This is a genomic window from Bacillus sp. 0102A, assembly GCF_036765155.1.
GTDB classification, from domain to species: Bacteria; Bacillota; Bacilli; order Bacillales; family Bacillaceae; genus Bacillus; species Bacillus subtilis_G.
The window spans coordinates 85,613-110,194 of record NZ_JBAIZW010000008.1 but is presented as its reverse complement, the minus strand read 5'-3'; the positions used below and the strand labels follow the sequence as shown (position 1 = coordinate 110,194).

26 protein-coding genes, 2 pseudogenes and 1 other annotated feature are annotated in these 24,582 nt (G+C 46.8%); of the genes and pseudogenes, 8 read left to right on the top strand and 20 right to left on the bottom strand.

All coding sequences use genetic code 11. The features are described 5' to 3' along the window. Nucleotides 1-11 precede the first annotated feature (11 nt). A complete protein-coding gene (locus tag V6D41_RS17790) occupies nt 12-971 on the top strand; it encodes a sensor histidine kinase (RefSeq protein WP_333519130.1) in 960 nt (319 codons plus the stop codon). Nucleotides 972-1,010: 39 nt separating this feature from the next. Here the strand turns inward: V6D41_RS17790 and V6D41_RS17785 are convergent, their stop codons facing one another. Continuing rightward, on the bottom strand, nt 1,011-2,087 hold the full coding sequence (locus tag V6D41_RS17785; protein ID WP_333519129.1) for a helix-turn-helix domain-containing protein: 1,077 nt from the start codon (nt 2,085-2,087) through the stop codon (nt 1,011-1,013). Nucleotides 2,088-2,320: 233 nt separating this feature from the next. Between V6D41_RS17785 and V6D41_RS17780 the strand changes: the two genes are divergently transcribed. Beyond that, a complete protein-coding gene (locus tag V6D41_RS17780; protein ID WP_333519128.1) occupies nt 2,321-2,704 on the top strand; it encodes an RDD family protein in 384 nt (127 codons plus the stop codon). 38 nt (nt 2,705-2,742) lie between these two features. Here V6D41_RS17780 and lipA read toward each other — a convergent pair whose 3' ends face one another. Continuing rightward, nucleotides 2,743-3,381: a lipase LipA gene (gene lipA / locus V6D41_RS17775; RefSeq protein WP_333519127.1), complete on the bottom strand. Its 639-nt coding sequence runs from the start codon at nt 3,379-3,381 to the stop codon at nt 2,743-2,745. A gap of 392 nt (nt 3,382-3,773) precedes the next feature. Here lipA and V6D41_RS17770 point away from each other — a divergent pair, with 392 nt between their 5' ends. The 3 genes from V6D41_RS17770 to lmr(B) all read left to right on the top strand — a co-directional run bounded on the left by V6D41_RS17770 (nt 3,774) and on the right by lmr(B) (nt 6,355). Next, nucleotides 3,774-3,899, top strand: a complete 126-nt coding sequence (locus tag V6D41_RS17770; protein WP_289628037.1) for a hypothetical protein — start codon at nt 3,774-3,776, stop codon at nt 3,897-3,899. Nucleotides 3,900-4,293: 394 nt separating this feature from the next. Then, nucleotides 4,294-4,860, top strand: a complete 567-nt coding sequence (gene lmrA / locus V6D41_RS17765) for a transcriptional regulator LmrA (protein WP_333519126.1) — start codon at nt 4,294-4,296, stop codon at nt 4,858-4,860. Nucleotides 4,861-4,915: 55 nt separating this feature from the next. Further along, nucleotides 4,916-6,355, top strand: coding sequence for a lincomycin efflux MFS transporter Lmr(B) (lmr(B), locus tag V6D41_RS17760; RefSeq protein WP_333519125.1), 1,440 nt, complete (start codon nt 4,916-4,918; stop codon nt 6,353-6,355). 57 nt (nt 6,356-6,412) lie between these two features. Here lmr(B) and V6D41_RS17755 read toward each other — a convergent pair whose 3' ends face one another. Continuing rightward, nucleotides 6,413-7,522, bottom strand: coding sequence for an aminotransferase class V-fold PLP-dependent enzyme (locus V6D41_RS17755; protein WP_333519124.1), 1,110 nt, complete (start codon nt 7,520-7,522; stop codon nt 6,413-6,415). A gap of 79 nt (nt 7,523-7,601) precedes the next feature. Between V6D41_RS17755 and pcp the strand changes: the two genes are divergently transcribed. Continuing rightward, on the top strand, nt 7,602-8,249 hold the full coding sequence (pcp, locus tag V6D41_RS17750; protein ID WP_333519123.1) for a pyroglutamyl-peptidase I: 648 nt from the start codon (nt 7,602-7,604) through the stop codon (nt 8,247-8,249). Here pcp and tatC read toward each other — a convergent pair. From tatC to V6D41_RS17715, 7 genes and pseudogenes are all read right to left on the bottom strand, one after another. After that, nucleotides 8,246-8,971, bottom strand: coding sequence for a twin-arginine translocase subunit TatC (gene tatC / locus V6D41_RS17745; protein WP_333519122.1), 726 nt, complete (start codon nt 8,969-8,971; stop codon nt 8,246-8,248). The genes pcp and tatC overlap by 4 nt on opposite strands. Before the next feature lie 60 nt (nt 8,972-9,031). Beyond that, nucleotides 9,032-9,244 carry a sec-independent protein translocase protein TatAD gene (tatAD, locus tag V6D41_RS17740; protein ID WP_003223835.1) on the bottom strand — a complete coding sequence of 71 codons (213 nt, stop codon included), beginning with the start codon at nt 9,242-9,244 and terminating at the stop codon, nt 9,032-9,034. A gap of 12 nt (nt 9,245-9,256) precedes the next feature. Next, nucleotides 9,257-11,008, bottom strand: a complete 1,752-nt coding sequence (gene phoD / locus V6D41_RS17735; protein ID WP_333519121.1) for an alkaline phosphatase PhoD — start codon at nt 11,006-11,008, stop codon at nt 9,257-9,259. Nucleotides 11,009-11,026: 18 nt separating this feature from the next. Next, nucleotides 11,027-11,203, bottom strand: a pseudogene (locus V6D41_RS17730) (hypothetical protein). Nucleotides 11,204-11,282: 79 nt separating this feature from the next. Next, the gene (locus V6D41_RS17725; RefSeq protein ID WP_333519120.1) at nt 11,283-12,014 is read right to left on the bottom strand and encodes a vWA domain-containing protein; all 732 of its coding nucleotides are present in this window, start codon (nt 12,012-12,014) and stop codon (nt 11,283-11,285) included. Nucleotides 12,015-12,115: 101 nt separating this feature from the next. Then, on the bottom strand, nt 12,116-12,544 hold the full coding sequence (locus V6D41_RS17720) for a cell wall hydrolase (protein ID WP_148962882.1): 429 nt from the start codon (nt 12,542-12,544) through the stop codon (nt 12,116-12,118). An 80-nt stretch (nt 12,545-12,624) separates the two neighbouring features. Then, nucleotides 12,625-13,860, bottom strand: coding sequence for a serpin family protein (locus V6D41_RS17715; RefSeq protein ID WP_333519119.1), 1,236 nt, complete (start codon nt 13,858-13,860; stop codon nt 12,625-12,627). A 110-nt stretch (nt 13,861-13,970) separates the two neighbouring features. Here V6D41_RS17715 and V6D41_RS17710 point away from each other — a divergent pair, with 110 nt between their 5' ends. Further along, on the top strand, nt 13,971-14,357 hold the full coding sequence (locus V6D41_RS17710; RefSeq protein WP_003223823.1) for a YndM family protein: 387 nt from the start codon (nt 13,971-13,973) through the stop codon (nt 14,355-14,357). Further along, nucleotides 14,317-14,447: pseudogene (locus tag V6D41_RS17705) on the top strand (hypothetical protein). The gene V6D41_RS17710 and the pseudogene V6D41_RS17705 overlap by 41 nt, the downstream one beginning before the upstream one ends. Here the strand turns inward: V6D41_RS17705 and V6D41_RS17700 are convergent. The 10 genes from V6D41_RS17700 to gudP form a co-directional block, all read right to left on the bottom strand. Beyond that, complete coding sequence (locus tag V6D41_RS17700) at nt 14,408-15,094, bottom strand: ABC transporter permease (RefSeq protein WP_333519118.1); 687 nt, start codon at nt 15,092-15,094, stop codon at nt 14,408-14,410. The pseudogene V6D41_RS17705 and the gene V6D41_RS17700 sit on opposite strands and share 40 nt — an antisense overlap. A gap of 18 nt (nt 15,095-15,112) precedes the next feature. Beyond that, a complete protein-coding gene (locus V6D41_RS17695; protein ID WP_333519117.1) occupies nt 15,113-16,036 on the bottom strand; it encodes an ABC transporter ATP-binding protein in 924 nt (307 codons plus the stop codon). A gap of 94 nt (nt 16,037-16,130) precedes the next feature. After that, a complete protein-coding gene (locus tag V6D41_RS17690; RefSeq protein WP_333519116.1) occupies nt 16,131-17,066 on the bottom strand; it encodes a HAMP domain-containing histidine kinase in 936 nt (311 codons plus the stop codon). 1 nt (nt 17,067) lies between these two features. Continuing rightward, complete coding sequence (locus V6D41_RS17685; RefSeq protein WP_333519241.1) at nt 17,068-17,748, bottom strand: response regulator transcription factor; 681 nt, start codon at nt 17,746-17,748, stop codon at nt 17,068-17,070. Between the two features lie 96 nt (nt 17,749-17,844). Continuing rightward, on the bottom strand, nt 17,845-18,783 hold the full coding sequence (locus V6D41_RS17680; RefSeq protein WP_333519115.1) for a DMT family transporter: 939 nt from the start codon (nt 18,781-18,783) through the stop codon (nt 17,845-17,847). A 20-nt stretch (nt 18,784-18,803) separates the two neighbouring features. After that, nucleotides 18,804-18,965, bottom strand: coding sequence for a tryptophan RNA-binding attenuation protein (locus tag V6D41_RS17675; protein ID WP_333519114.1), 162 nt, complete (start codon nt 18,963-18,965; stop codon nt 18,804-18,806). Nucleotides 18,966-19,059: 94 nt separating this feature from the next. Beyond that, nucleotides 19,060-19,308 (bottom strand) — a binding site (T-box leader). A gap of 65 nt (nt 19,309-19,373) precedes the next feature. Then, entirely contained in the window at nt 19,374-20,906 is a 1,533-nt protein-coding gene (gene garD, locus V6D41_RS17670) for a galactarate dehydratase (protein ID WP_333519113.1), read from the bottom strand. A gap of 92 nt (nt 20,907-20,998) precedes the next feature. Then, nucleotides 20,999-21,700, bottom strand: coding sequence for a FadR/GntR family transcriptional regulator (locus V6D41_RS17665; protein WP_333519112.1), 702 nt, complete (start codon nt 21,698-21,700; stop codon nt 20,999-21,001). A 69-nt stretch (nt 21,701-21,769) separates the two neighbouring features. Beyond that, a complete protein-coding gene (gene gudD / locus V6D41_RS17660) occupies nt 21,770-23,137 on the bottom strand; it encodes a glucarate dehydratase (protein ID WP_333519111.1) in 1,368 nt (455 codons plus the stop codon). Between the two features lie 36 nt (nt 23,138-23,173). After that, the gene (gene gudP / locus V6D41_RS17655; protein ID WP_087993085.1) at nt 23,174-24,541 is read right to left on the bottom strand and encodes a glucarate transporter GudP; all 1,368 of its coding nucleotides are present in this window, start codon (nt 24,539-24,541) and stop codon (nt 23,174-23,176) included. Between the last annotated feature and the right edge of the window lie 41 nt (nt 24,542-24,582).

Below are 24,582 nucleotides of genomic sequence, written 5' to 3'. Positions count from 1 at the left end.
GAGTTCGGAACGTGATAACCTCTTTTCAATGTCTTTGCTTGTTTTTATTTAGTTTCATATTTTATCAGGGGGCTGCTGCTCTCTCGCACAGTACAGCTGTCGCTTTGCTCGCGGCTGCTTTGGGCACGGCGGCGGCAGGCTTGTACCTTTGGAAAACGAAGCGGGTGTGGGACAGCTGTTCCCTCCAGCTTTGTGCTTGGATTGCCGTAATTCAAGTGATGTCATTTTCAGCAGTGGTCCTAAATGGCGCTTCCATATTGCCGGAATTGTGTGTGATCGTGATATTTGCAGCTTGTGAAGGGGTCCGTATCGGACAGTCTGCCTCGTTGGCTAGGCTTTTTGATCAAATTGATAAGCTGACGCAAGCTGAACAGCACGCCAATCGAATGCTGATGGATGTCAGAAGCCGAAATCACGACACAATGAAACATATGACAGCGATCCGTTCAGCGCAGTCCAAGACAGATACACAATCATATATCCAAAACTGGACGGATCAGTACAGTCAATATGACCGTTTTTTGAAGGGAGAGAATGCTTATATTGCAGGGGTGCTTTACGATTTTCTTGAAAAAGCACGTGCTTCAAGTGTGAAGGTTTCGCTGCATATGTATACACCGCTTTCTTCACTTCCGTTTTCACCCGCTGATCAGGTCAGCTTGGTCGGCAACCTATTGGAAAATGCGCTCGACAGCGCAGCGGAGGCCCGAGAAAAAGCGGAGATTAAACTAGAAACCTCGCTGCGCAGCGGGCTTTATGTGCTGATTTGCGAAAACAGCACGCCCGGCATGGACCCAAATGTGCTCGACACACTGTATCAATCATTTGGCCGTTCAACGAAAAGCGGCGATCATGAAGGCATGGGCACGTATATCATTCAAAAACTGGTGAAAAGCGCTTCTGGCAGATTGGATTTTACCTATCGCCACCCTGTCTTCCGGTTAGAAATCAAAATTCCTGTCCAGAAATAAAAAAACCTTGAAAAGCCCGGCTTTTCAAGGTTTTTTTCATTATGAGGATAACGCTTGTGCAAAACGGTCCGCTTCGTCTTGCAGCGTGCTTTCAATTTCTTTGTAGCGGCTGGAAATGGTAGATGCGCTGACGCCGTATTTTTTCGCCAGTTTGGCTTGAGAAACGGACGCGCCGTTAAGAGAAATCGCATTTACATAATATTCAACTGCCGCCGCAAAAGCTTCCGGTTTTCTGATGACAGGTGATTTTTTCTCGCAGAATGTTTTCCAGATATCAATGACAGCAGGAATCAATTCATTCGGATACTCATCTCCGCTCATGCCTTCTTCGATAGCCGCAGCTGTTTCTTTCTCCATGTCGTTTGCCCACTCAACGCTGCTCTCTTCCGCTGCCTCTGCTTGCGGCTCTTCCTCTTTCTCCGCTAACAGCGCGAACAGAACGTTGTTGAATTCTTGCTTCATGAAGTCCTCCGGCGTTTTGCCGTTCTTCACAGCGGCATCCGCATATTTCTTCACCTTGCTGATCAGCGCTTCGGTTCTCTTCACCGGGAAGATCGTGAACTGCATGAAGAATTCTGCTTTTTCCGCTTCATGGATCGGATAGCCGAGAATCAGGCTTCCCGCTGGCGGGAGGTCTTGGTTATTGGCATCCATTTCCACTTCGAATTGTTTTGTCGTAATCACATCCTCAAAGTGAATGACACCTTCTTTCAGGTCTTGCAGCAGCAATAACGCAGGCGTCATGCTCTTCCATGATTCAACGATCTCACGCGTTTTCGGACGAGTGATCGAATCGCCTTTTTTCTGAAGGTAATCTTCGAAAATGGTCTTTTCACCAGCAAGAGGGTGGAAGAAGATTCCCCAGATCCCTAAGTTAAATACGCTGATGTCTTTCGTCTGTCTGTCCATAGCAGAAAGAAAATCATGCTGATTGATAAATCCTGACATGCTTTCTCTATGTACTGTGAAGGCAAACTCCACTAAGTCTTCCTGAATTTGTTTTGCTTCTTTTGCCGCTAGTTCTGTCGGGAAGTCGACAACTTTACTTCCGCAGCATTTTTTATATTTCTTGCCGCTGCCGCACGGGCAAGGGGCATTTCGTTTCACTTTTCCCACAATAAACCCTCCGAATTCTGTTGTAACTTTTCTATTTTAACAAAAATAACTTCTGAGGGCTTGGTTTCGGGCTAAAAAAGAATTTGGTAATATGAAAAGCCGGCTGGCGATGTTAATTTACCTATGACATTTTAACTGGATTTTGTGATTCGAGACTTATGACCTATTTCCACTTAAGGCTCGTCTTTTTTACAATCATTAGGTGTTTATCAAAATGTAAGGAAGTGTTTATGTTGGAACCAGCTGGTTTTATGCTGCGCGCCTGCGCTCTCATACTTGATGTGATCATCGCAGCCGCAGTAATTTTGGCATCTGGATTTACGTTTGGGGACGGGTCCGCCGGCGTCATTGTTGCCGCCATTTTGATGCTGCTTGTGTATCCTTTGCTGATGCCGCTGACAAATTGGAAGGGTACACTCGGAAAAAAAATCATCGGGCTGCAAATTGTGAGGGACGAAACATGCGAGAAAATCACCCTCCCACAGGCCATTGCCCGTTACATGATCGCGTGGGTGCATGTATTCTCCCGCCTGATCTATTTGACAGCCGCCTTTACGAAGAAAAAACAAGCCGTTCATGATATGGTGGCGAAAACGATTGTGCTGAAAGCAGAATAACCTTGAAGAATAGACATTCTTCAAGGTTATGTTTCTCATTAGTTCGTATTTTGGCCTCCGCCGTTCAGTCCTTCTTTAATCAGGCTGTTGACTTGGCTGCTGTATAGAAGGCCGATGTGGCCAACACCATGAATTTGAACGTTTTTAGCACCGTCTAATCTTGATAAATAATTCATGACAATCATATCGGCACTGCTGTAAATGGATGTGTACAAAATCTTTTGATTAGGATCTGTTCCCGGCAGCGCCTTGCCTGTCGTCAAACGGTTCGCGCCGCCAAGCGTTACGACGTTTTCAATTTTATTTCCGCCGTCCAGATTTTTTATGTAATAAAGTGAGTTCGCGCCCCCCATGCTGTGAGCGACAATATCCACTTTTTTCGCACCTGTTTCGTCCAACACCTTTTTCACAAACCGTGATAATACCGGGCCATTGTTATAATTCGTACCTGTCTTGTCCCAAAAATCAACTGCATACAGCTTGCTCCGAGACCAGCCCTGAGATACGAGATAGCTCTTAATACCTGCAAAATTGTATGATGCTCCTCCAATACCGTGTACCATAACAACCGGATTGTGTTCAGCGGCCTTTGCTGACGGCTGCACCGCAAATAGCGATGTAACTGACAGTACCAAAATTGTTACAAGTGCAATGAACTTACTTTTTACAAATTTCATAATATCCTCCTTTTTTTGTAACAAATTCTCCAATTATATTACGTTACCAAATTAATTAATCAAAGGGTAATTTTACCTTATTTTTAAAGAGATTTTAAGGTTCGGAGGGGTATCTTTTTCCTATTTTTGTTTTTAAAATGGATATATTGACAAATATTATGCCGCTGAGTTCAATATGACCATCATTTTCGGTACTGTCTCGATTTGTTTCTGTTCATTGTTAGCGTTAAGCAGTGAGTCTCGCGTCGTCTTTACTAAAGGTCATTCAATTTTTGCACTTACTTCCAATCAATCGTTCTGGCATTATTTTGCCTATGAAAATGAAGAAAGGTTTGAACTTCGCAGTGAATTTACTAAAGAGTTTTGTGTTTGGAGCATTAGGGGCATTATTCATGTCAAGTGTTAGAGAACATTTTTCTTTCACTGTGACATTAATCGTTTTAATTGTTGTTATCGCAGTTGCATTCATTCTTGATGGTGTATGGAAAAGGCATAAAAAAAAGAGAGAAGAGGAGTAATCCTTTTCTCTCTTTTAGGTTATTTGGTTTTATTTTGGTCTTTGGGTTTAGTGAATTTCGTGGAATAGCCAGCGATTAATAAAAAGATAATGGCAAAAAGATAAGCTAAGATGCCTTGGTGAAATACGTATATTGAAATGACGTGAGATACTGCGGCAAGAAGGATGAAGATCATTGTGTATCTATTGAATCGCAATATAGGGACCCCCCCCTTATGGGTTTCTTGAATCATTTTACCATTTGCAAATTCAAAGATAAAGAAAGCCAAAAGCACCCAGAGTCCCTTCAATTTTTGTTTTTCATACAGTCAATTTCTCTTGACAACTGATGGTTGAATCATGATAATAGACCAGTCACTATATTTTTGATTGCAATTCAGTGAGGTGGGAATGTTATGAGTTATGGAGATTCCCGTGAGAAAATCCTTTCGGCAGCTACCCGGCTTTTTCAGCTGCAGGGTTATTACGGCACGGGGCTGAGCCAGATTATAAAGGAAAGCGGCGCGCCTAAAGGCTCTCTTTATTACCACTTTCCGGGCGGTAAAGAACAGCTGGCGATCGAAGCGGTGAATGAGATGAAGGATTATATCCGACAGAAAATCGCGGACTGCATGGAAGCGTACACCGATCCGGCGGAAGGCATTCAAGCCTTTTTGAAGGAGCTTTCGTGCCAATTTTCATGTACGGAAGACATTGAAGGCTTGCCTGTCGGTTTGCTTGCGGCTGAGACGTCATTGAAAAGCGAACCATTGAGGGAAGCCTGCCATGAAGCCTACAAAGAGTGGGCCCTTGTGTATGAGGAAAAACTGCGGCGGGCAGGCTGCAGCGAGAGCCATGCTAAGGAAGCCAGCACCGTGATTAACGCGATGATTGAAGGCGGTATTCTTCTATCTTTGACGGCAAAAAACAGCACACCGCTCCTTCATATCTCCAACCGCATTCCTGCCCTGCTGAAGAGATAAAAAAAGACATACTTATACAAGCTGAATGAATACATTCAGCTGACAGAGAGGGGAAATGATTTTGGAAACAGCAACTAAAGCATCTCCGCAATACAAAGTGATGCCGATTATGATTTCCTTGCTGTTGGCCGGTTTTATCGGCATGTTCAGTGAAACGGCACTGAATATCGCGTTAACCGATCTTATGAAGGAATTGAACATTACAGCATCAACCGTTCAATGGTTGACGACAGGCTACCTGCTTGTACTTGGTATCCTCGTTCCTGTATCAGGCCTGCTATTGCAGTGGTTCACAACAAGACAGCTTTTTACCGTGTCACTTATCTTTTCAATTGCAGGCACCTTGATCGCGGCGCTTGCGCCGAGCTTTCCGTTTTTATTAGCGGCTAGAATCGTTCAGGCTATTGGAACGGGGCTTTTACTGCCGCTGATGTTTAACACGATTTTGGTGATTTTTCCGCCACATAAAAGAGGGGCGGCGATGGGGACGATCGGTCTTGTCATTATGTTTGCGCCAGCCATCGGCCCGACTTTCTCCGGATTGGTTCTGGAGCACCTCAACTGGCACTGGATTTTCTGGATCTCTCTTCCGTTCCTTGTGCTTGCACTTGTTTACGGTATGGCATACATGCAAAATGTATCTGAGATTACAAAGCCGAAAATTGATGTTTTGTCTATCATCCTGTCGACGATTGGTTTCGGCGGCATTGTGTTTGGATTCAGCAACGCGGGTGAAGGCTCCGGCGGATGGTCCAGCCCGACTGTTATCGTCTCACTGATTGTCGGCGTTGTCGGTCTTATCCTATTTTCAATCCGCCAGCTAACGATGAAGCAGCCAATGATGAACCTCCGTGCATTCAAATACCCGATGTTTATTTTGGGCGTACTCATGGTGTTCATTTGCATGATGGTCATCCTGTCGTCTATGCTGCTTCTGCCGATGTATCTGCAAGGCGGCTTAGTCCTGACGGCATTTGCTGCTGGTCTCATTCTCTTGCCGGGTGGCATTTTAAACGGTTTAATGTCCCCTGTTACAGGCCGTCTGTTCGACAAATACGGACCGAAATGGCTTGTCATTCCGGGATTTGTGATTGTCACTGTTGTCCTTTGGCTCTTCTCAAACGTCACAACAACTTCAACGGCTGTGATGATTATCATCTTGCACACCTGCTTGATGATCGGGATCTCTATGATTATGATGCCTGCGCAGACAAATGGTTTAAACCAGCTTCCGCGCGAGTTTTATCCAGACGGCACCGCCATCATGAACACGCTCCAGCAAATGGCGGGCGCTATCGGAACAGCGGTTGCGGTCAGCATTATGGCTGCAGGCCAGCATGATTATATGAGCACAGCCAAAAATCCTGCCGATCCGGCAGTCATCCCGCAGGCTTTGACAGCGGGCGTTCAGCACGCGTTTGTGTTCGCGATGATTGTTGCGATTATCGGTTTAATTGGCGCTTTCTTTTTGAAGCGGGTTAAGGTTGATCATTAATATGAAAAGCCCCTGATCTCAAGGTCAGGGGCTTTTATATGTTTACATGTTCCGCAATCAGCGCGCGGATAAAACCGCCGCGATTTCATCAATCGCATGACGCAATTCATCCTTCGTGTTGTAAAAGTGGGGAGCGAGACGGATGACAGTGTCCCGCGGAGCGCAAATCACTTTTTTCTTCTTCAGCAGCATCGCCGTTTCCGATGCCCGCTCATCCTGGATCGCAACCATTCCGGGCAGATGCCTCGCTTGTACCGCCAGCTGCAGGCCTTTTTCAGCAGCATATTGACAGGCGTCGGCACAGATCGTTTTCACATGATCCCGTATACGAGAGACGTCGATATGATTCAGCAGTGATAAAGCCGCTGAAGCTGCGTATACACTGATAAATGCAGGGGTGCCGGCTTGAAACCGCCGCGCGCCTTTCGCATACGGCGCATCAAACCCGCTCTCCCTGCCGAACCAAGCTGATGCTTTCGGCTTAAGCGCATCCGCCAGCTCCTTTCTCACATAAAGAAACGCCATTCCCGGTATGCCGAGCAAATACTTCCGCGTGCCTGCCGCCAGCATATCTACTCCCCATTCCTTCACATCAATGGGAATGTGCCCCGCTGATTGATAAGCATCCACAAATAACAAAGAACCCTTTCTCTTAGAAATCGCAGCGATCGCTTTTACATCCTGAACAAAGCCGTCACGATAATGAACGTGCGGAACACACGTCAGCACTGTTTCATCGGTAATATGTGTTTCATATTGTTCGAGAGGCAGTCCCCCGTCTATTGATGGAATGACAGATACGGTATAATCGGATTGTGACTGCCAAACATGGGACACCGCCGGAAAATCCATCTCCGTATACACAACATGCTTCTTTCCAAAAACAGATAAAGATGATGCTACGGAAACGAACGCATCAGAAACTGACGGCACAATTGCAATTTCATCCGGTTCAGCCCCTATCAGCTTTGCAAACTCATTTCTCGCACTTTCTGTTTTTTCGATCGCTTCATTCCAGTTCGTCCCCATATGCAGCAGGCTGTCATGATAGTCTTTAATCGCCCTTGATACAGGCTCTGCCAACGCGCTCTGAGAACAGCTGGCAAGCATCGTATGTGTCTGCACGGTTGGGAACAGCTGGCGATACTGCTGCGGCAAATGCTCCATTGTGATTCACTCCTTTTTATTATTTTGATGAAAAACCCAAAAATAAACAATAGAATAAAAGGAAAAAGGAGATGGGAAGATGAGAAAAAAAGTGCTGATCACAGGCTTTGACCCTTTTGACAAAGAAACCGTTAATCCATCATGGGAAGCGGCGAAACAACTGAATGGCTTAGAGACGGATGAAGCAATCATTAAAGCAGAACAAATTCCGACTGTCTTTAGAACCGCTCTGCACACTCTGCGGCAAGCCATTCAGAAGCATCATCCCGATATCGTGATTTGTGTCGGCCAAGCCGGCGGGCGGATGCAGATCACACCGGAACGGGTGGCGATCAACCTTGCAGACGCGCGCATCCCCGATAATGAAGGACACCAGCCGATTGATGAAGAGATTTCTCCAGGTGGGCCCGCCGCTTACTGGACAGGACTTCCCGTGAAACGCATGACTGCGAAAATGAAGGAAAACGGCATTCCGGCCGCTGTCTCTTATACAGCGGGCACATTTGTATGCAATTATTTGTTCTACGGATTAATGGATCACATTAGCCGGACATCCCCGCACATACGCGGCGGGTTTATTCATATCCCTTTCATTCCGGAGCAGACCATCGACAAAACAGCGCCGAGCCTCAGCTTGGACACGATGGTCCGGGCATTGAGGATCGCCGCTGTTACGGCCGCACAATACGAGCAAGATTTGAAGTCACCCGGCGGGACGCTGCACTAAGCGGCCGCCGTTTCGCTCGTCAGCCTCTTTCTGTAGACAAACGCCGATAGGGTGACACTCACTTCAAACAAGACAAACAGAGGGATCATAACGAGAAAATCAGAAATGAAATCAGGCGGTGTAATCAATACGGACACGACAATCAGCAAAAAATAGGACAGCTTTCTCGCTTTGGCCAGCCTGTAGGGATTTAAGATGCCCAGCCTTGTTAAAAACATGACCACTAAAGGCATTTCAAACAGAAAGCCAAACGGCAGGCTCAAATTCACCATAAACCTGAAATAGCGGTCCGCCGTAAACATTGTTTCAAAATGCCCGGAAGACAAATGAGTCAAAAAACTGAGTACGATTGGAAACAAGACAAAGTATCCGAAAGAGATCCCCGCCAAAAACAACGCAAACAACCCGGGTATGTACATGAGCGTCACCTTGCGCTCCGTTTTCGTCAGCGCCGGGGCAACGAAACGCCACAGCTGGTACGCGGCAACAGGGATGGAAGCCGCAATGGCACAAATGCCGGCAAGCATCATATACACCCAGAGGATTTCACTCGGTCCAAGCACAGCCAGCTTCCCATCCAAATCTCTAATCAGCCAGTCATAAATATCCTGCACAAACAAAAAAGCCGTGATGAGAAATAGAAGAAATACCGCGAGGGTCATGATAATTCGGCGGCGAAGCTCTTCTAAATGCCCGATCAGATGGGTTTCTTTTTTATCCATTCAAAAAAGCCCTCCCTTTCATAAAAAAAGAGGCAGACCCGGTGTCTGCCTCATCAGCACTCAGCCCGCGTTTTTGTCCTGCTTTACCGCTGTCAGCTCAGCCGATTTTTCTTCTTTTTCATCACCAGACACAAGTGATTTTGTGGCGCTTTTAAATTCCAGCAGTGTCCGTCCGGCCGCACGTCCGATTTCCGGCAGCTTTGAAGGGCCAAAAATAATGAGGGCGATGACAAAGATCAGAATCAAGCCCGGTATTCCAATGTTTGAAAACATACTTTTCACTCCTTAATTCGTGATTTTTGCCCGTTTCTTAATCATTTGTTTTTCATGGGCTTTGTTGTGTGCAAAGAAACGATCCTCTTCGACTTCATCGGATTGCTTCACCCCGCCTTGGACTGTCGTGGAGGATACCTTTTTCAATCCAGTTTGGTCCTTTTGATAAACGAATGAAGCCCTAGTTGAAATGGCTGCGCCAGGCTCTGTCACAAACGGTATTACCCGATAATCGGCTTTCCACTGGTGAGGTGTCACGGTACAGCGGACATATCCGCGATAGTCGTTAAAAAACTTAATGTGCGGATTTTCTTTTAAAATTTTGTCTGTGTCCGCCCGTTTATCCGCGCCGTTCCCTCCAGAGGTGATCGAAGTTCCGACAAACTCAGCCCCGAAAATCTTTGAACTTGTCTTCTCAAAGTCGACGTGCAGATTTGATGCCCAGCTTGCATGTACATCACCTGTCAGCACAACAACATTATTCAGATTTTTACTTTTAATGAAATTGATGACCCGCTCGCGCTGAGCCGGATAGCCATCCCACGAATCCATGCTGTAGATCGGGCTAGCGCTTGTTCCGAAGTTCCACTTCGCAAAGAAAATCTGCTGCGGCAGCACATTCCAGTAAGCGTTTGAGTTGCTCAAATTGTTGAAGAGCCACTGCTCCTGATCTTTTCCTAACAAAGTCCGATTCGGATTGCGCGATTCATCGGAAGGCGGCTTATTGCCGTCATTATTGGCCTGGTCATCTCTGTACTGGCGGGTATCAAGAACATTGAAGGACGCCAGGTTTCCGTACGTAAAATGACGGTACAGCTGCATATCCGGACCGTTCGGCAGAGAGGAGATGCGGAGCGGCATATGTTCATAGTACGCCTGATACGCAGCCGCGCGGCGGAGTACGAATGCTTCAACCGACTGTCCTTTTTCCGGGATTTTATTGGCATAGTTGTTTTCGACTTCATGGTCATCCCATGTCACAACCCAAGGGAACGCCGCATGTGCAGCTTTTAAATTGGCATCAGAACGATATTGGGCATGGCGGTTCCGATAGTCTTGCAGCGTTATGATTTCTGCGCTGCTGTGCGTGCGGACATTGCCTGTTTTTGAAACATATTCATTTGGACCGTATTCATAGATGTAATCACCGAGATGGAAGACAAGATCAAGCTTTTCCTTCGCCATATGCTTGTAGGCCGTATAATATCCATGCTCATATTGCTGGCAGGAAGCGAACGCAAAGGTCATTTTCGGCACATTGGCACCAGGGGCGGGCAATGTTTTTGTTTTTCCGACAGGGCTTAGTTCATGTCCGGTTTTGAAACGATAATAGTAGACTTTATTTGGCTCAAGCCCGTCCGCTTCTATGTGAACAGAGTGGGCGAGACTCGGTTTGGCCATTTCAGTGCCCTTTCTCACGATCTTGCGGAAATGCTCATCCTTTGCGACCTCCCATTTGACCGGCACCGCCTGATTCGGCATCCCCCCGCCATTCAGCGGATCTGGCGCTAGGCGCGTCCAGAGCACGACACTGTCAGAAAGCGGATCTCCAGACGCGACCCCTAGCGTAAACGGATAGCTAGAGAACTTAGGCGCAGCATTGACTTCAAATGCACCAACTGACTGAGCAATCGTTAATCCAAGAGAAAGCCCTGCAATCTTTCCCGCTCCTTGAATAAATTTGCGGCGGTCAAACGTATTGTTTTGAAAGCTTTCCTCTTTCAACTTCTGTACCCATTCATCAAAACGACTGTCGTATGCCATTCAAGATCTCCTCTCTTCTCATTGATCGCCTCCATTATAGGAAATCATTGTTAAATGGATGTGAAGAAGTGTGAACCGATTGTAAGCGCTGAACTACAGAAACAGGTCTTCACTCACAAGCCTGCCGCTGAAACTTGCCGAAAGCTGGCTAAATGGCGCGTTTTCCGCATATCCTGTCGTTTGCAAGCCGCCCATTCGGACTATTTTTCTTCACATGATCTTAAAAAAACAAAAACACCGAGCCATTTCGCATAATGACTCAGTGACGTACCAGTTATTTTGAAAATAATCTGCTGAAGAAGCCCTTCTTTTTCGGCTTTTCAGCAGGTGGCTCTTGTTCTCTTACAATCCCTTTTTTCTTCGCTTCTTTCAGCCAAAATGGAAATTCAGTAAGCAAAGCGTCATAAAGCTCGTCATCAGAAATACGGTCGATCTCTTCGATACGCAGGAAGCTCGAATTATCAACGACACGTCCTTCTAACGTATCCAGTTTATTGAGAAAATCGAAGTTTCCGTTTCCGATGCCGACAAACTGCCAAAACACCGGCTTGTCAGAAGAGGCTTCAATAATTGATTTGATCGACTTTTTACAGCCTCCATCATTAATAAAAACGACGAAAGCGGGATAAGAATTGGGTTCCTCTGCAACATATTTGCGCAGCACGTCCTTCATGACCGGCGGCTCATCATTTCTGCCGAATTTATGCAAGCGGTCATTATTCAAAATTTCTCGATCGACATAGCCAGAAAAATCCTTTTCAGAAACTGGCTTTAATCGGGAGAATTCGTTATCATACACCCATACATCCAGTAATCCGTTATCATCAAATTGATCGGCCACCGCCAAAATCCGTTCCACCACGTTTTGAACCGTTCCGTTTTTATAGAGCGTTCTCATTGAACCCGTAATATCAAGTACAAGTCCGACACGAGCCGTCACCTTCGTTAATTGCTTTTTCTCCAGTACGATCTTTACGCTTTTCTTTTGTAGGTCTATTGTTGCCATTCTGTCATCTCCGTTTTTTTCTTTGATTATCTCACAGGAATATTTTCCATTGTATATCTTTTCAAAAAAAAGCACCGTTCAATTTGAACGGCGCCCTGTCTCTAAAATGTGTTATATACATTTTCACACGTTTCCCCAGTCGGCTGATAAAAGCAGTGTGACTTGTATCTGGCTACAAACGGCTGGTTATACCACTGAGGCGGACAGTTCCCCTCCGGCCTGAAGTACCACAAACTAAATTTTGCAGGCCAGATCCTTTCACCATTAATCGACCGTCGTGCAAGGGCACGCTCGCTGTCTCGAGCCCTTTGATAAAAATATCCATGAGTCACAGCCTCAAACGCGTGCGGCTGAAAAATCATCTGCCTGATGGTGCGGAGGCCTTTAAAATCTGAGCAATTCGCCCTTAGCCGGTTAACTCCCACGTTGCCAACAAGCAGCATCCCCTGTTTGCCTTCGCCTTCCGCTTCAGCTCTGAGCAGCCTTGCCAGCAAATCGACATCTTCACTCGTTGCTCTCACGACCGCCATCACGTCACCTCCCCTTGATCTCCTTTCATCATATTGCAATACTTCAAAAGTGATGACGGAGGACAGGAGAAGTTTTTAATTTATTCATGCGGATTTGCGACAAAGCCTAAAAACAAAAGACTTGTTGTTTGTTCATCAGTGATGGCAAAGAAAAATGGGCGGTTGGCCGTCAAGGTAACATCTGGCGCCAGTCCGGCCTCAACAATTTCCGCTGACGAGGCAGCCGCAGCCTCGGTGCCAGATTCATTCACCTTGATAAATGTATGGTGATTCACATCGTCGATTGAAACACCCCGGCCTTCAGTAAACATTCTCGAAAAGTCAGCATCGGAAAAGACGGAAATCAGCCCCATATCACGAAGAGCGTGTTTTACGTTATACCTCCCTTTCAATGTAAAACGGGGCATACTCAGCTTTACTGTTTTTGGCTGAAATTCGCGGTCCCAAGCTTTTATGTTTTGATTGGTGAAGAGGGACATGAAAGAAGCCGGCGTTTTCTTCGGCAGAAATAAAGTAAACGAAAGTTGTTGATCTTCGTATGGCAGCTTGACTGCTTGGAACAGATCATTTTCTAAGTAAGCGAGGCGTGCAGTCTGCTTCATCATCAGCAGTTTTTTGGCCGATCCGTCTGGCAGAAAAAAATGCTCCTCATCGCTCACATGTGGGTCAAACGGCAGCGCCCACTTTGCTTGAAAATAGACGGCGTTTACCAAAAGCGAAACAGCTTTCGGCGAAAGATGATCCGCTATATCGTCAATTCGCCCTTTTGTTTGGCCAGCCGTCCACTGATTGATCGAGTTTTTTGCGGTTTTAATATTGTCATCCATTTTAAAGACACTTCCAGAGAAGTATTGTTTAATCGTTTGTTTAAATTCCGGCTCGGTCTCAAGCCTTGTCCATACAGCATTGGCCGTCATCAGATCACCTTCAGGCAAAGATTCAAACCTTTTCATGAGCCCGAACGATGACTCATTAATGGTGCTGTCATGAATGTCCGACAAATATAGAGCAGCTTTCATTTCTTTTAATGTATCTCCCGCCGCTCCATTTGCCGTCATCATCAGCATCTGCTGTAAGCTGTACGGGGAAATCAGCAGATTGTCCGTTAACCCGTCTTGAGCTGACATGTATTGAAACAATTCGGTTCCGAATGTACGCTCCGCTTTAATAAAACCCTCATGAATATCATAAGCTTTGTTTTTTGCAGAATCAGATAGTGAAGACGATTGAGCAGTTGGCGCGGGTTCTTGAGCAGGTTTGCACCCGCCTCCGAACATCATACACACCAGCACCACTGTGAACATCTTTCCTTTCATACAAACCATCCACTCCTTTTACACAGCATGTAAAAACACAATATAAGGTTTAACTTTCTGCATTTGAGGAATCATACATAACAAATAAAAATAGAAGGAGGTGCTTTGGAATGACACATGTGAAAGCACTCGCGATTAAAGGTATTATGACAATCATTGTGTTGTATCTAGTGCTTGGTCTGGGCTTCGGTTTCACGTTTGGTGATACGCTCTTAATGACACTTGTGTTAGGGGTTATTTCTTATTTGCTGGGCGATCTTTATGTATTGCCAAGATGGAATAATATGATTGCGACGTTAGCTGATTTCGGTCTGGCCTTCCTCGTCATTTGGCTGATGGGCATGCCGCTTTCTATGGGGATGACTGGCGGTGAAGTTGCACTGGCGGCTCTATTCGGCGCGATCGCCATGGCCATCGGTGAATATTGCTTCCATTTCTATATGATGAGCAAAGAGATTGGCAAGAAGCATTATCTTGAAACAAGAACAGATTCATAATAGAATGGCCGGTGCTGATAGCATCGGCCTTTCATGTTGGGCGCCTTTTTTCAAGCATCCTGTTTGTCTGCGTTACTGATCGCCATGTAGGAAAAAAACAAACCGAGAGCAGCAAGAGATAATGGGATATAAACAACAGACGAAATGGAGAAGCCCGGGTTCGTTGAACTGATGAGCATTACAATCACTACAGATGATATGATGGTTGCCGAAACCGAGTGTTTACGCATCCCAAAAAAGATGGGAACTAAACTGGTTCCAGCGGCGCCAAAAGCGAAAACCGCCATTTTTACCGCCTGTTGAGAAATGATCTCGGAAGTAAGCTCTCCCGGTATGAAATGGTAGATCGAGTTCAGCCAAAAGAAACCGGCCGCTATGAGTATATTTGATAGTAAGATCGTGGTAAACGTCAGTCCGCCCGCGATCATAAGCTTAGCAGTGAGCAGTTTCTTACGGCTGATCGGGTACGTAAACATCACAAGAATGGTTTTGTTTTTATATTCCGAAATCACCAATTTTGCAATCAGCACTGCGCCAAAAACGATAAATACCGCTCTGACGAAAGTGCCGATGATGAGAAACGCTTCCTCCGTGCTTTGGAACGAAACCCCGGTATCGGCTTTTTCTGCATAACAGATCAGCCACAGAAAGCCCATGATGATCAAGTTGGCAATGAGGGCACCTCTGACATACCAGCCCATCTTCATTTTTCTTAATTCAATTCTGATCAAATTCATCAACGTGTCTCTCCCCCTTTACGCACCGATGCTATTGCCGTTGATCAAGCTGATAAAATAATCCTCCAGCGACGTATACTTTTTGTTCATTGATTCAATGTCTACATTATTTAAAATCAGCGCTTTGGATATGGCAGCTTGAGAGGCTTCTGCCTCGTAAATCCGAATCGTTTTCTCATTTAAGATTTTAAAGTTTGTTAATCGCAGCTCTTTCTCCAGCACAAAGCAGGCTCTTGTCTGATTCGGCGTGACAAGCTCGATGTATTCAGTGTTCTGGCCTCTGACATCTTCCATTGACACCTCTTCAAGCAGCCTGCCGTCCCGAATGACGCCGATCGTGTCCGCAATTTGTTCGATTTCACTCAGCAAGTGGCTTGAGATCAGCAGCGTCATCCCGTACTCTTTGCTCAGCACTTGAAACAACTGCCTGATCTTTTTGATGCCGAGAGGATCAAGACCATTTACCGGTTCATCCAAAATAAGCAGATCCGGCTTCGTGAGGATGGCACGCGCAATCCCCAGACGCTGCTTCATCCCGAGCGAAAATGTTTTGACGGGCTTCTTGTCGATTTGTTTTAAATTCACCATATCCAGCACTTCTTGAATGGCTTTTTTATTGTGGTACCCCATGTATTCACAATGCAGATCTAAGTTTTCTGCAGCTGTCAGGCTTTCATAAAAAATCGGATATTCAATCATGCTGCCGATGTTCCCCAGCACCTCGTATGATGTGTGGGTGAGCTTGTTCCCTAGGATGCTGATTTCACCGCTTGTCGGTTTAACAAGGCTCGTCAGCATTTTCATAATGGTTGTTTTCCCCGCGCCGTTCGGGCCGAGAAAGCCATAGATTTCGCCTTTTTTAATATGCATGCTGACATTGGAAACGACTTCTTTGCCCTGATACGCTTTGGTCAGTCCGTTTGTTTGTACGATATAAGTCAATTTTGTTTCTCCTTCCTCCTCTTTTCCTGTTTTCTATTGTAGCCGCGAGCCCTGTCATTTTTATTTCTCAAATCTTAAAAAATCCTTACGTTTGTTAATATGTCATTCGTTTTAATGTAATTGTAAATGCGGTTCGTTCGTACGGCTTGCTATGAACGGATATAGTGCCTCCCATTTTTTCTGTCAGCCGTTTCGTGATGGTTAAACCGAGGCCGCTTCCTTGGAATGCTTTATTTCTGGATTCTTCAAGTGTGTACAGCCTCTCAAACACACGCTGCTGATCGGTTTCACTGATCCCCTTTCCACGATCCCATACAGTGATGGCAACGCTCATCTCATCATACGACAGGGTCAAGCCAATAAACTTGCCGGCCGCGCCATATTGAATCGCATTGGATAAGAGGTTTTGCAGTATCCTGTCCAATGCCTCTTCATTCGCCTGCGCATACACCGGCGTATCCGGGATATCGATGGCAGCTTGAAAGCCTTTTGACTGAACGGCGTCATAATAGTGCAAGATATTTCGTTTGCATATTTCGTTCATATGTATTTTGGTGAGCGGGATGTCTTGGTCTTCAGATTCTAATTTCGCCAAATCAAAAAATGAATTGATCATCTGAATAAGCTCATTTGTTTTCTGGCCGAGCTTCCCCAGCAATCTTTCCCGCTCTTCGTCTGGCATGTCCGGATCACTTTGAATAGTTTCAATATAACCGAGAATGACGGTTAACGGCGTTTTCAGGTCGTGTGACATATTGGTCAGCATCCGCTTCATAGAATGCTCTGTTTTGGCAAACTGAGCGCTGAGCTGCTGACGATCCTCAACGAATAGGTTGATGTTGACAAGCAAGTCTCTGAGCGCCTGATTGTCTGTATGAAGCAAAATTTGCCTTGCCGAATCCCGATTGAGCATGGCGCCAAGCTGTTCTGCCGTGTATGCCAGGCTCCTGTCCCGCTTCTTTTTTATCATGAATTGAATGACATTCAGACATATCAGAACGATGACAGCGGCCATCCATAACACTGTCATTCTAAAACTCTCCTAATTTATAACCGATGCCCCATAACGTTTTAATATATTGAGGTGAAGAGGGATCGTCTTCAATCTTTTCTCTGAGCCGCCGCATATGTACGTTAATGATGTTTTGATCGCCAAAGTACTCTTCATTCCAGACGGAACGGTAGATTTGTTCTTTCGTAAACACTTTTTTAGGATGTTCCGCAAACAGGCACAGCAGCTGCCATTCTGTAGACGTCAGCTGAAGCGGTTCTTCGTTTTTTAAAACTGAGACATTGTCTATATCTATCGTAAGCTGGCGAATCCGGATCACCTTACTCTCAGCCGGTTCCTCCGCCGAATATTGCGTCGCCCGCCGTATCGCGGCTTTTACTCTGGCTGTCAGCTCAATCATTGAAAACGGTTTGGCGATATAATCATCCGCCCCAAACCCCAGTCCCAATGCCTTGTCCACATCTCCGTCTTTTGCTGAAATCATCAAAACCGGAATGTTGCTTTTTTCCCGGACAATTTTCAGAAAATCCATGCCGTTCAGCTTCGGAAGCATGATATCGAGGAGAATCAAATCGTATGAATCCTGCATAAACAGACGGATGCCTTCTTCTCCATCAAAAGCATGCACCATCTCAAAGCCCTCTTTTGTTAAATAATGATCCACCATTTCACTGATTGAATGGTCGTCCTCCACAAGCAGTATGCGCTGCATCTTCTCACCTAACCTTTGTAAAATCAAAAAACACACACGTGATTACACTTATTGTAATTGAAAAACGTGTGTGTTTTACAAAAATTATTTATTTTTTCCTGTTTTCAGCTTCCTGTATTCCATGCCCGTAATGACAAAAAATACGGCAGCGCATCCAATGGCTTGAATAAGCTGGAACCGTTCACCGAGAAATAAGGCTCCAAAAAAGATTGTCAGGACAGGCCCTGCCATTGAAATGATGGCAGCTCGCTGTGCTCCTATTCGCTTTATGCCCTCAAGCATCAGCACAAATGGAATCACAGTGGTCACGACTGCAATTAACGCAAATAAACCGTACATAGCAAGCGGATAAGCTCCTATTGGCGTATTCATGCCAGCCTCCGATTTTATCCCTGTGTAAAGCATCATGGCCGTTCCGGCTGCTGTCATTCCGTATGCATTGAGACGGATGCCGCCGATTTGATGGACGAGCCGCCCAGAAAGGACAAGATAACTAGCATAGACGGCTGAGGATAACAAAATGAATACAGATCCAATCATATTCGCCCGAAAGAGCTCAGTACCCCAGCCGCCAAGCGCAAAGAAAAGGCCGAACATGACCGCCAGCACTGTGAAAAGGTCCTGAATCGAAACCATTTTCCGGTCACGGCACGCGGTAAATACGATTACAAATATGGGACAGCTCATCAGCAAAATACGTTCAATCATTGCGGATACATGGTTTAGCCCGATAAAATCAAGCAAGGGAGACATAAAAAAACAAAACACTCCCGCGCCACAAGCCTTCACTAGGTCTCCTTTTTTCTTGCCGTCTGGCATTGGAGGACGGTATATCAAAAAAATCAGCCAAAACAGCGGAACAGCCATCAGCTGTCTGTATAACAACACCGCGTCTGGCTCAGCACCCATTTGATATGCCCATTTAATCCAAATAGACTTAGACGCAAAACAAACCGTTCCGATCAGCAAAAAAATTGTACCTGATGCGGCTTCGCGAATCTTACTCTGCTCTTCTACTCTCATCTCAGCTAAGCTTTACTCCTTTACTTGTTTAAATGCTTTTGTATAAAATCCAGAAGCGTATATCCTTGAGCCGTCAGAATGACACCCTTCCCGCCGCAAGCCTGACATGGACTGCCTTCAATTTCTCCCGCTCTTTCACATCTAGGACATGCGGCCTCGAGATCATCAGTTGCTATGACCATTTGAATCCTCCTTTCCTATTCATCTGTTATGCACCACCAGCCATCACCCATTGGCCGTCACCTCCTTTAAGACACACAAAAACCCCCGTCCTATGCAAAGGACGAGGGTCTCGCGGTACCACCTTTATTAACAGCTATACAGCCGTTCACTCTCAGTACAGAAAACTTATGTTTCGATACTCCTCTCTTGGTAACGGGGAGAGAATCCCGGCATCGCCTACTATCCGTTCAGCAAAGCAATTCAGAAGCCCATTCAGCACCAAGGGAGGATCGGTTCACACCTGCCACCGACTCTCTGAACCTCACACATTGATGCGTACTTACTCTTCCTCACGATTATTGATCCGTTCTATTAATTGTAAAGTTTATAATACTCTGATTATTTTTTGAAGTCAATCACAAGATGAATCAAGTCACTGGTGCAGGATTAAACAAGCACAAATCATTATGAAGGCCCCAACGGTCCGCCCACGTTTGTTTGCGGCCGCTTGCCACATCCAGAATCGTCCTGAAGATCTCCCAACCTACGTCTTCGATACTGGCCTCTCCTGTCGCGATTCGTCCGGCATTGATATCGATTAAATCCGCCCAATGCTCTGATAATGAATGCCGTGTCGATACTTTCAGCACCGGGGCAACGGCCAAGCCGTACGGTGTTCCCCTTCCTGTCGTAAAAACCTGCAGATTCATGCCCGCCGCCAGCTGCAGGGTTCCGCACACAAAATCGCTCGCCGGTGTCGCCGCGAACAGCAGCCCTTTTCGCTCTGCCTTTTCCCCCGGGCCGAGCACGCCGGAGATGGGGCTTGTGCCTGATTTCGCTACCGAGCCTAACGCTTTTTCCACCACATTGGATAATCCGCCTTTTTTATTGCCTGGTGACGGGTTCGCGCTTCGGTCCGCTTCCCCCCGCCGGAGATAGCTGTCATACCACTTCATCTCTCTGATCAGCGATTGTCCAACCTCTTCACTGACAGCCCGCGGTGTTAATAAATGAATCGCATCCCGCACCTCTGTCACTTCAGAAAACAAAACCGTTGCACCTGCGCGAACCAATAAATCAGCCGCATACCCCACCGCGGGATTCGCCGTCACGCCGGAAAACGCATCACTGCCGCCGCATTGCAGGCCGATAACCAGATCCGAAACAGGGCAGGTCACACGGGTTCTGCTGTTCAGCCTGATTAACCGTTCCTCCGCCATTTCCAAAATGGATTGAATCATCGCAGCAAAACCTTGGTGATCTTGGAGTGAGAGGATATCATCATGCTTCTCAGGCGTAATCCTTGCCGGGAGGAGCTTTTCACATCCCAATCCGATCACCATCACTTCGCCGCCGAAGTTCGGATGCTTCGCCAGATTTTGAATTGTGCGGATCGGAATGACAGCATCAGGCGCATTGATCGCCACCCCGCAGCCGTATTGATGATGCAGCGGCACAACGTCATCGACATTTGGATATTTCGGCAGCAGCTCTTCTTTGATCCGTTTGACCGCATAATCCAAAACGCCAACGACACATTGAACACTTGTGGTGATACCGAGAATATTTTTCGTCCCGGCACTGCCGTCCGCATTTCGATACCCTTCAAACGTGTAACCTTCAAGAGGCGGCAGCGGTTTGGGCACTCTGTTTGCGAGAGAAAGATCATCTAAAGCCGGAGGAGCGGGCATTCTCACGAGGGCTTCCCGTATCCAGCTCCCTCGTTTGATCGTCTCATCGGCAAATCCGATCACCTCTCCGTAACGCACGATCTCATCTCCTTGATTGAGATCGGTTAAGGCCGCCTTATGGCCTTGAGGGACATCCTCTTCAAGTACGAGCCCGCATGAAAAAACAGTGCCCTTTGGCAGTCCTCCGTCATTGACAATAATCGCCGTGTTATCTGTTTCATTCACTTTGATGTAAAGGGGCGCTTGGTTCTGCCTAAGGTTCATCGCCATATGAAAATCACTCCTTATATCATAGTAAACGCTTTCTTAATCGGTTCAAAAAAGCCGCAGCTCTTTCGTTTCAACTGCGGCTGTCTCTGCAATTATTTCTCATCCATGCCTTTCAGAATTTTGTCACGGACAAATTTCAGATGCTCATACATGTGGTAATGCGCTTTGTAAGGGTCTCTTTTAGCAAGTGCATCGTAGATTTTTTTGTGATATTCGACCGTTACATCTCTCTCCCTGTACGGAATCTGGCTGTCAATTTTCGCATGGGTAATTAAGAGAGACTGAATCATCCCTTCGACAACGGGGTTATTGGCACTTAACGCAATAATTCGATGGAATTCTTTATCCGCTTCACCATAAAGATTGTCAGTGCTGCTGGCGATGTCGCCGATCGTCTTCTGCAAACGCTGGAGTTCATCCTCATTGATTTTTTCCGCGGCAATCGTCACGAGTCCGAGTTCTAACGCCATTCGCGCTTCAATGATGGCCGGAAGATTATCAGTGGCCAGGGCAAGCATGACGGAAAATGGCTGCATGCCAATTTTATCGTTGAAATACGTGCCGCCGCGGGTTTTTCTCGTAATGACGCCCAGCGTTTCAAGTGAACTCAGCGCCTCCCGAAGCACCGGCCTGCTGACATGCAAAATGTCCATCAGTTCCATTTCTGTCGGCAATTTGTCTCCGGCCTTTAACTGTCCGCTCGACAATAAATGGACAATCCGTTCAATGACCTGCTTGGCTAATGTTTTCCGATTGACTGTATCGACTTTCAGATCCTCTAAACCTTCGTACACGAACAACTCTCCCTTCAGTTGTTCAATTGTAAGACAAAATAGCCAAGGTTACAATATTTACAATCAATCTTATCGCACAAGACACGGGCGTTTCCGGTCGAACTCCCAGTTGTTGATCAGAAACTGCATAGGGATCGCGTCATTCCGGGCGCCTAAATTCATTTTCTTATAGAGCTCATGCGCTTTTTCCACTTGTTCCATATCAATGTCAACGCCAAGACCGGGCTTATTCGGCACCTTGACACAGCCATCGGCAATCTCAAAAGGCTGTTTCGTTAAACGCTGCCCGTCCTGCCAAATCCAATGGGTATCAATCGCCGTAATGCGTCCCGGAGCCGCCGCTGCCACATGAGTAAACATCGCTAGGGAGATATCAAAGTGGTTGTTGGAGTGGGAGCCCCATGTCAAACCCCAATCATGGCACATTTGCGCAACCCGCACCGAACCCTGCATCGTCCAGAAGTGCGGATCAGCCAGCGGAATATCCACCGCGTGAAGCTGGATCGCGTGACCCATTTCCCGCCAGTCGGTCGCAATCATATTTGTCGCGGTCGGAAGCCCTGTCGCGCGGCGGAATTCAGTCATTACTTCACGGGCGGAGTAGCCGTTCTCATCCCCGCACGGATCTTCCGCATACGCGAGCACATTATGCTTTCCTTTGCATAATGTAATGGCTTCCTCTAATGACCACGCCCCGTTCGGATCAAGGGTGATCCTTGCCTCTGGAAAACGTTTTGATAATGCGGTGACAGCTTCGATTTCATCCTCTCCCCGCAGCACCCCGCCTTTCAGCTTGAAATCCTGAAAGCCGTAGCGCTCCTGCGCGGATTCGGCAAGGCGTACAATAGCCTCAGGCGTCAGTGCTTCCTCATGGCGAAGACGGAACCACTCACAATCTGACTGCTCATCGCCTTGATACGGCAGGGTCGTCCGCTTTCGGTCACCGATGTAAAAGAGGTAGCCGAGCATTTTCACTTCATCGCGCTGCTTCCCTTCGCCCAGCAAGGCCGCGACCGGTTCCTGAAGAAACTTTCCAAGCAAATCTAACAAAGCCGCTTCCAGCGCTGTGACGGCATGTACCGTGGTGCGCAAATCAAACGTCTGGATGCCGCGCCCTCCCCTGTCCTGATCGGCAAACTGCTTTCTGACCATCTGCAATATCGCCTGATATGCGCCAATAGATTTTCCGACCACAAGCGGCTTTGCCAGCTCGAGTGTACGGCGTATCTGTTCTCCGCCAGGCACCTCGCCGACTCCCTGATTTCCGCTGCTGTCGGTTAAGATCAAGATATTCCGGGTAAAATATGGGCTGTGTGCACCGCTCAGATTCAGCAGCATGCTGTCATGTCCCGCAACAGGGATTACCTTCATCTCATAAATTGAAGGAATATTCGATCTTTTTTCTTTTTGGACCTGCTCTTGTATTGGTGAACTCATGTTTTATCCTCCTTTTATAAAGCGCTTTCATAAGTATTAGACAGGCAATGATTGATCGGGGTCCTGCTCTTGTTTCTTTAACACGACCCGTTTGATCGGCCCGACCAGCAACAAATAGCTGAGGATCGCCGCAATCGCGTTAGCGCCGACAAACACAAGCGCTCCATTAAAAGATCCTGTAGCGTTAACGATATAACCAATAATAATCGGAGTCGTAATCGAGGCGATGTTCCCGAATGTGTTGAACAACCCGCCGCTTAATCCTGCACACTCTTTCGGAGACGTGTCCGACACGACAGCCCATCCCAATGCGCCAAAGCCTTTTCCGAAAAACGCGAGTGACATAATGACAACGACGAGCCACGCTGAATCCGTGTAGTTACAGACAATCATACTGCAAGACAGCAGCATGCCGACAATGATCGGCGCCTTTCTTGCAAAGGTCAGAGAACGGCCTTTTTTGAGCAAGATGTCTGACACGATGCCCCCAAGCACGCCGCCGGCAAATCCGCATAGCGCCGGCAGGGAAGCGACAAACCCCGCTTCAAGGATAGACATTCCGCGGGCCTGAACCAAATATACCGGAAACCATGTGAGAAAGAAATAGGTGAGAGTTGTAATGCAATATTGCGCGATGTACACGCCGATCAGCATGCGGTTCGTCAACAGCTGTTTGATATAAGGCCATTTCGATTCTGTTTCTTGCTTGCTTTTGCTGTCATCCATGGAAATCAGCCCGCCGCCCTGTTCGATATATGCAAGCTCTGCTTCATTGACCTTCGGATGTTTTTTCGGTTCATACACCGCTTTTAGCCAGATGACAGCCAAAAGAATGCCCGCGGCGCCCATGACAACGAAGACGGAATGCCAGCCGAATGAGTGGGTGAGCCAGCCCATTAAAGGAGAAAAAATGACGATTGCGAAGTATTGAGCTGAATTAAAAAAGGCTGAAGCTGTCCCTCGCTCGGAGCTTGGGAACCATGAGGCAACAACTCTTCCGTTTCCGGGAAATGAAGGCGCTTCGGACAAGCCGACCAGAAAACGCAGTGCAAACAGCAGGATAATCGCTGTGCCGGCGGAGAAAAAACCAATCGCCCCTTGCAGCAGCGTAAAAAACGACCAGAAAAAAATGCTTAACGCAATGACAGTCTTTGAACCAAACCGGTCAAGCAGCCAGCCGCCCGGAAGCTGTCCGATGACATAGGCCCAGCCAAAAGCAGAAAAGACATATCCCATGGCGACCGAGTCCAATCCCAGGTCATGCTGGACGGAATCTCCCGTGATGGAAAGCGTCGCCCGATCCGCGTAATTAATAGAGGTCACAAGAAACAGCATAAAAACGATGAACCAGCGTACAGACGTTTTATTGCCCGCCGGCGAAACATTCGCATAGTCTTTTTTCATAATATCTTCTCCTTTTCAAAATAGAGAATCATATGCTGGCT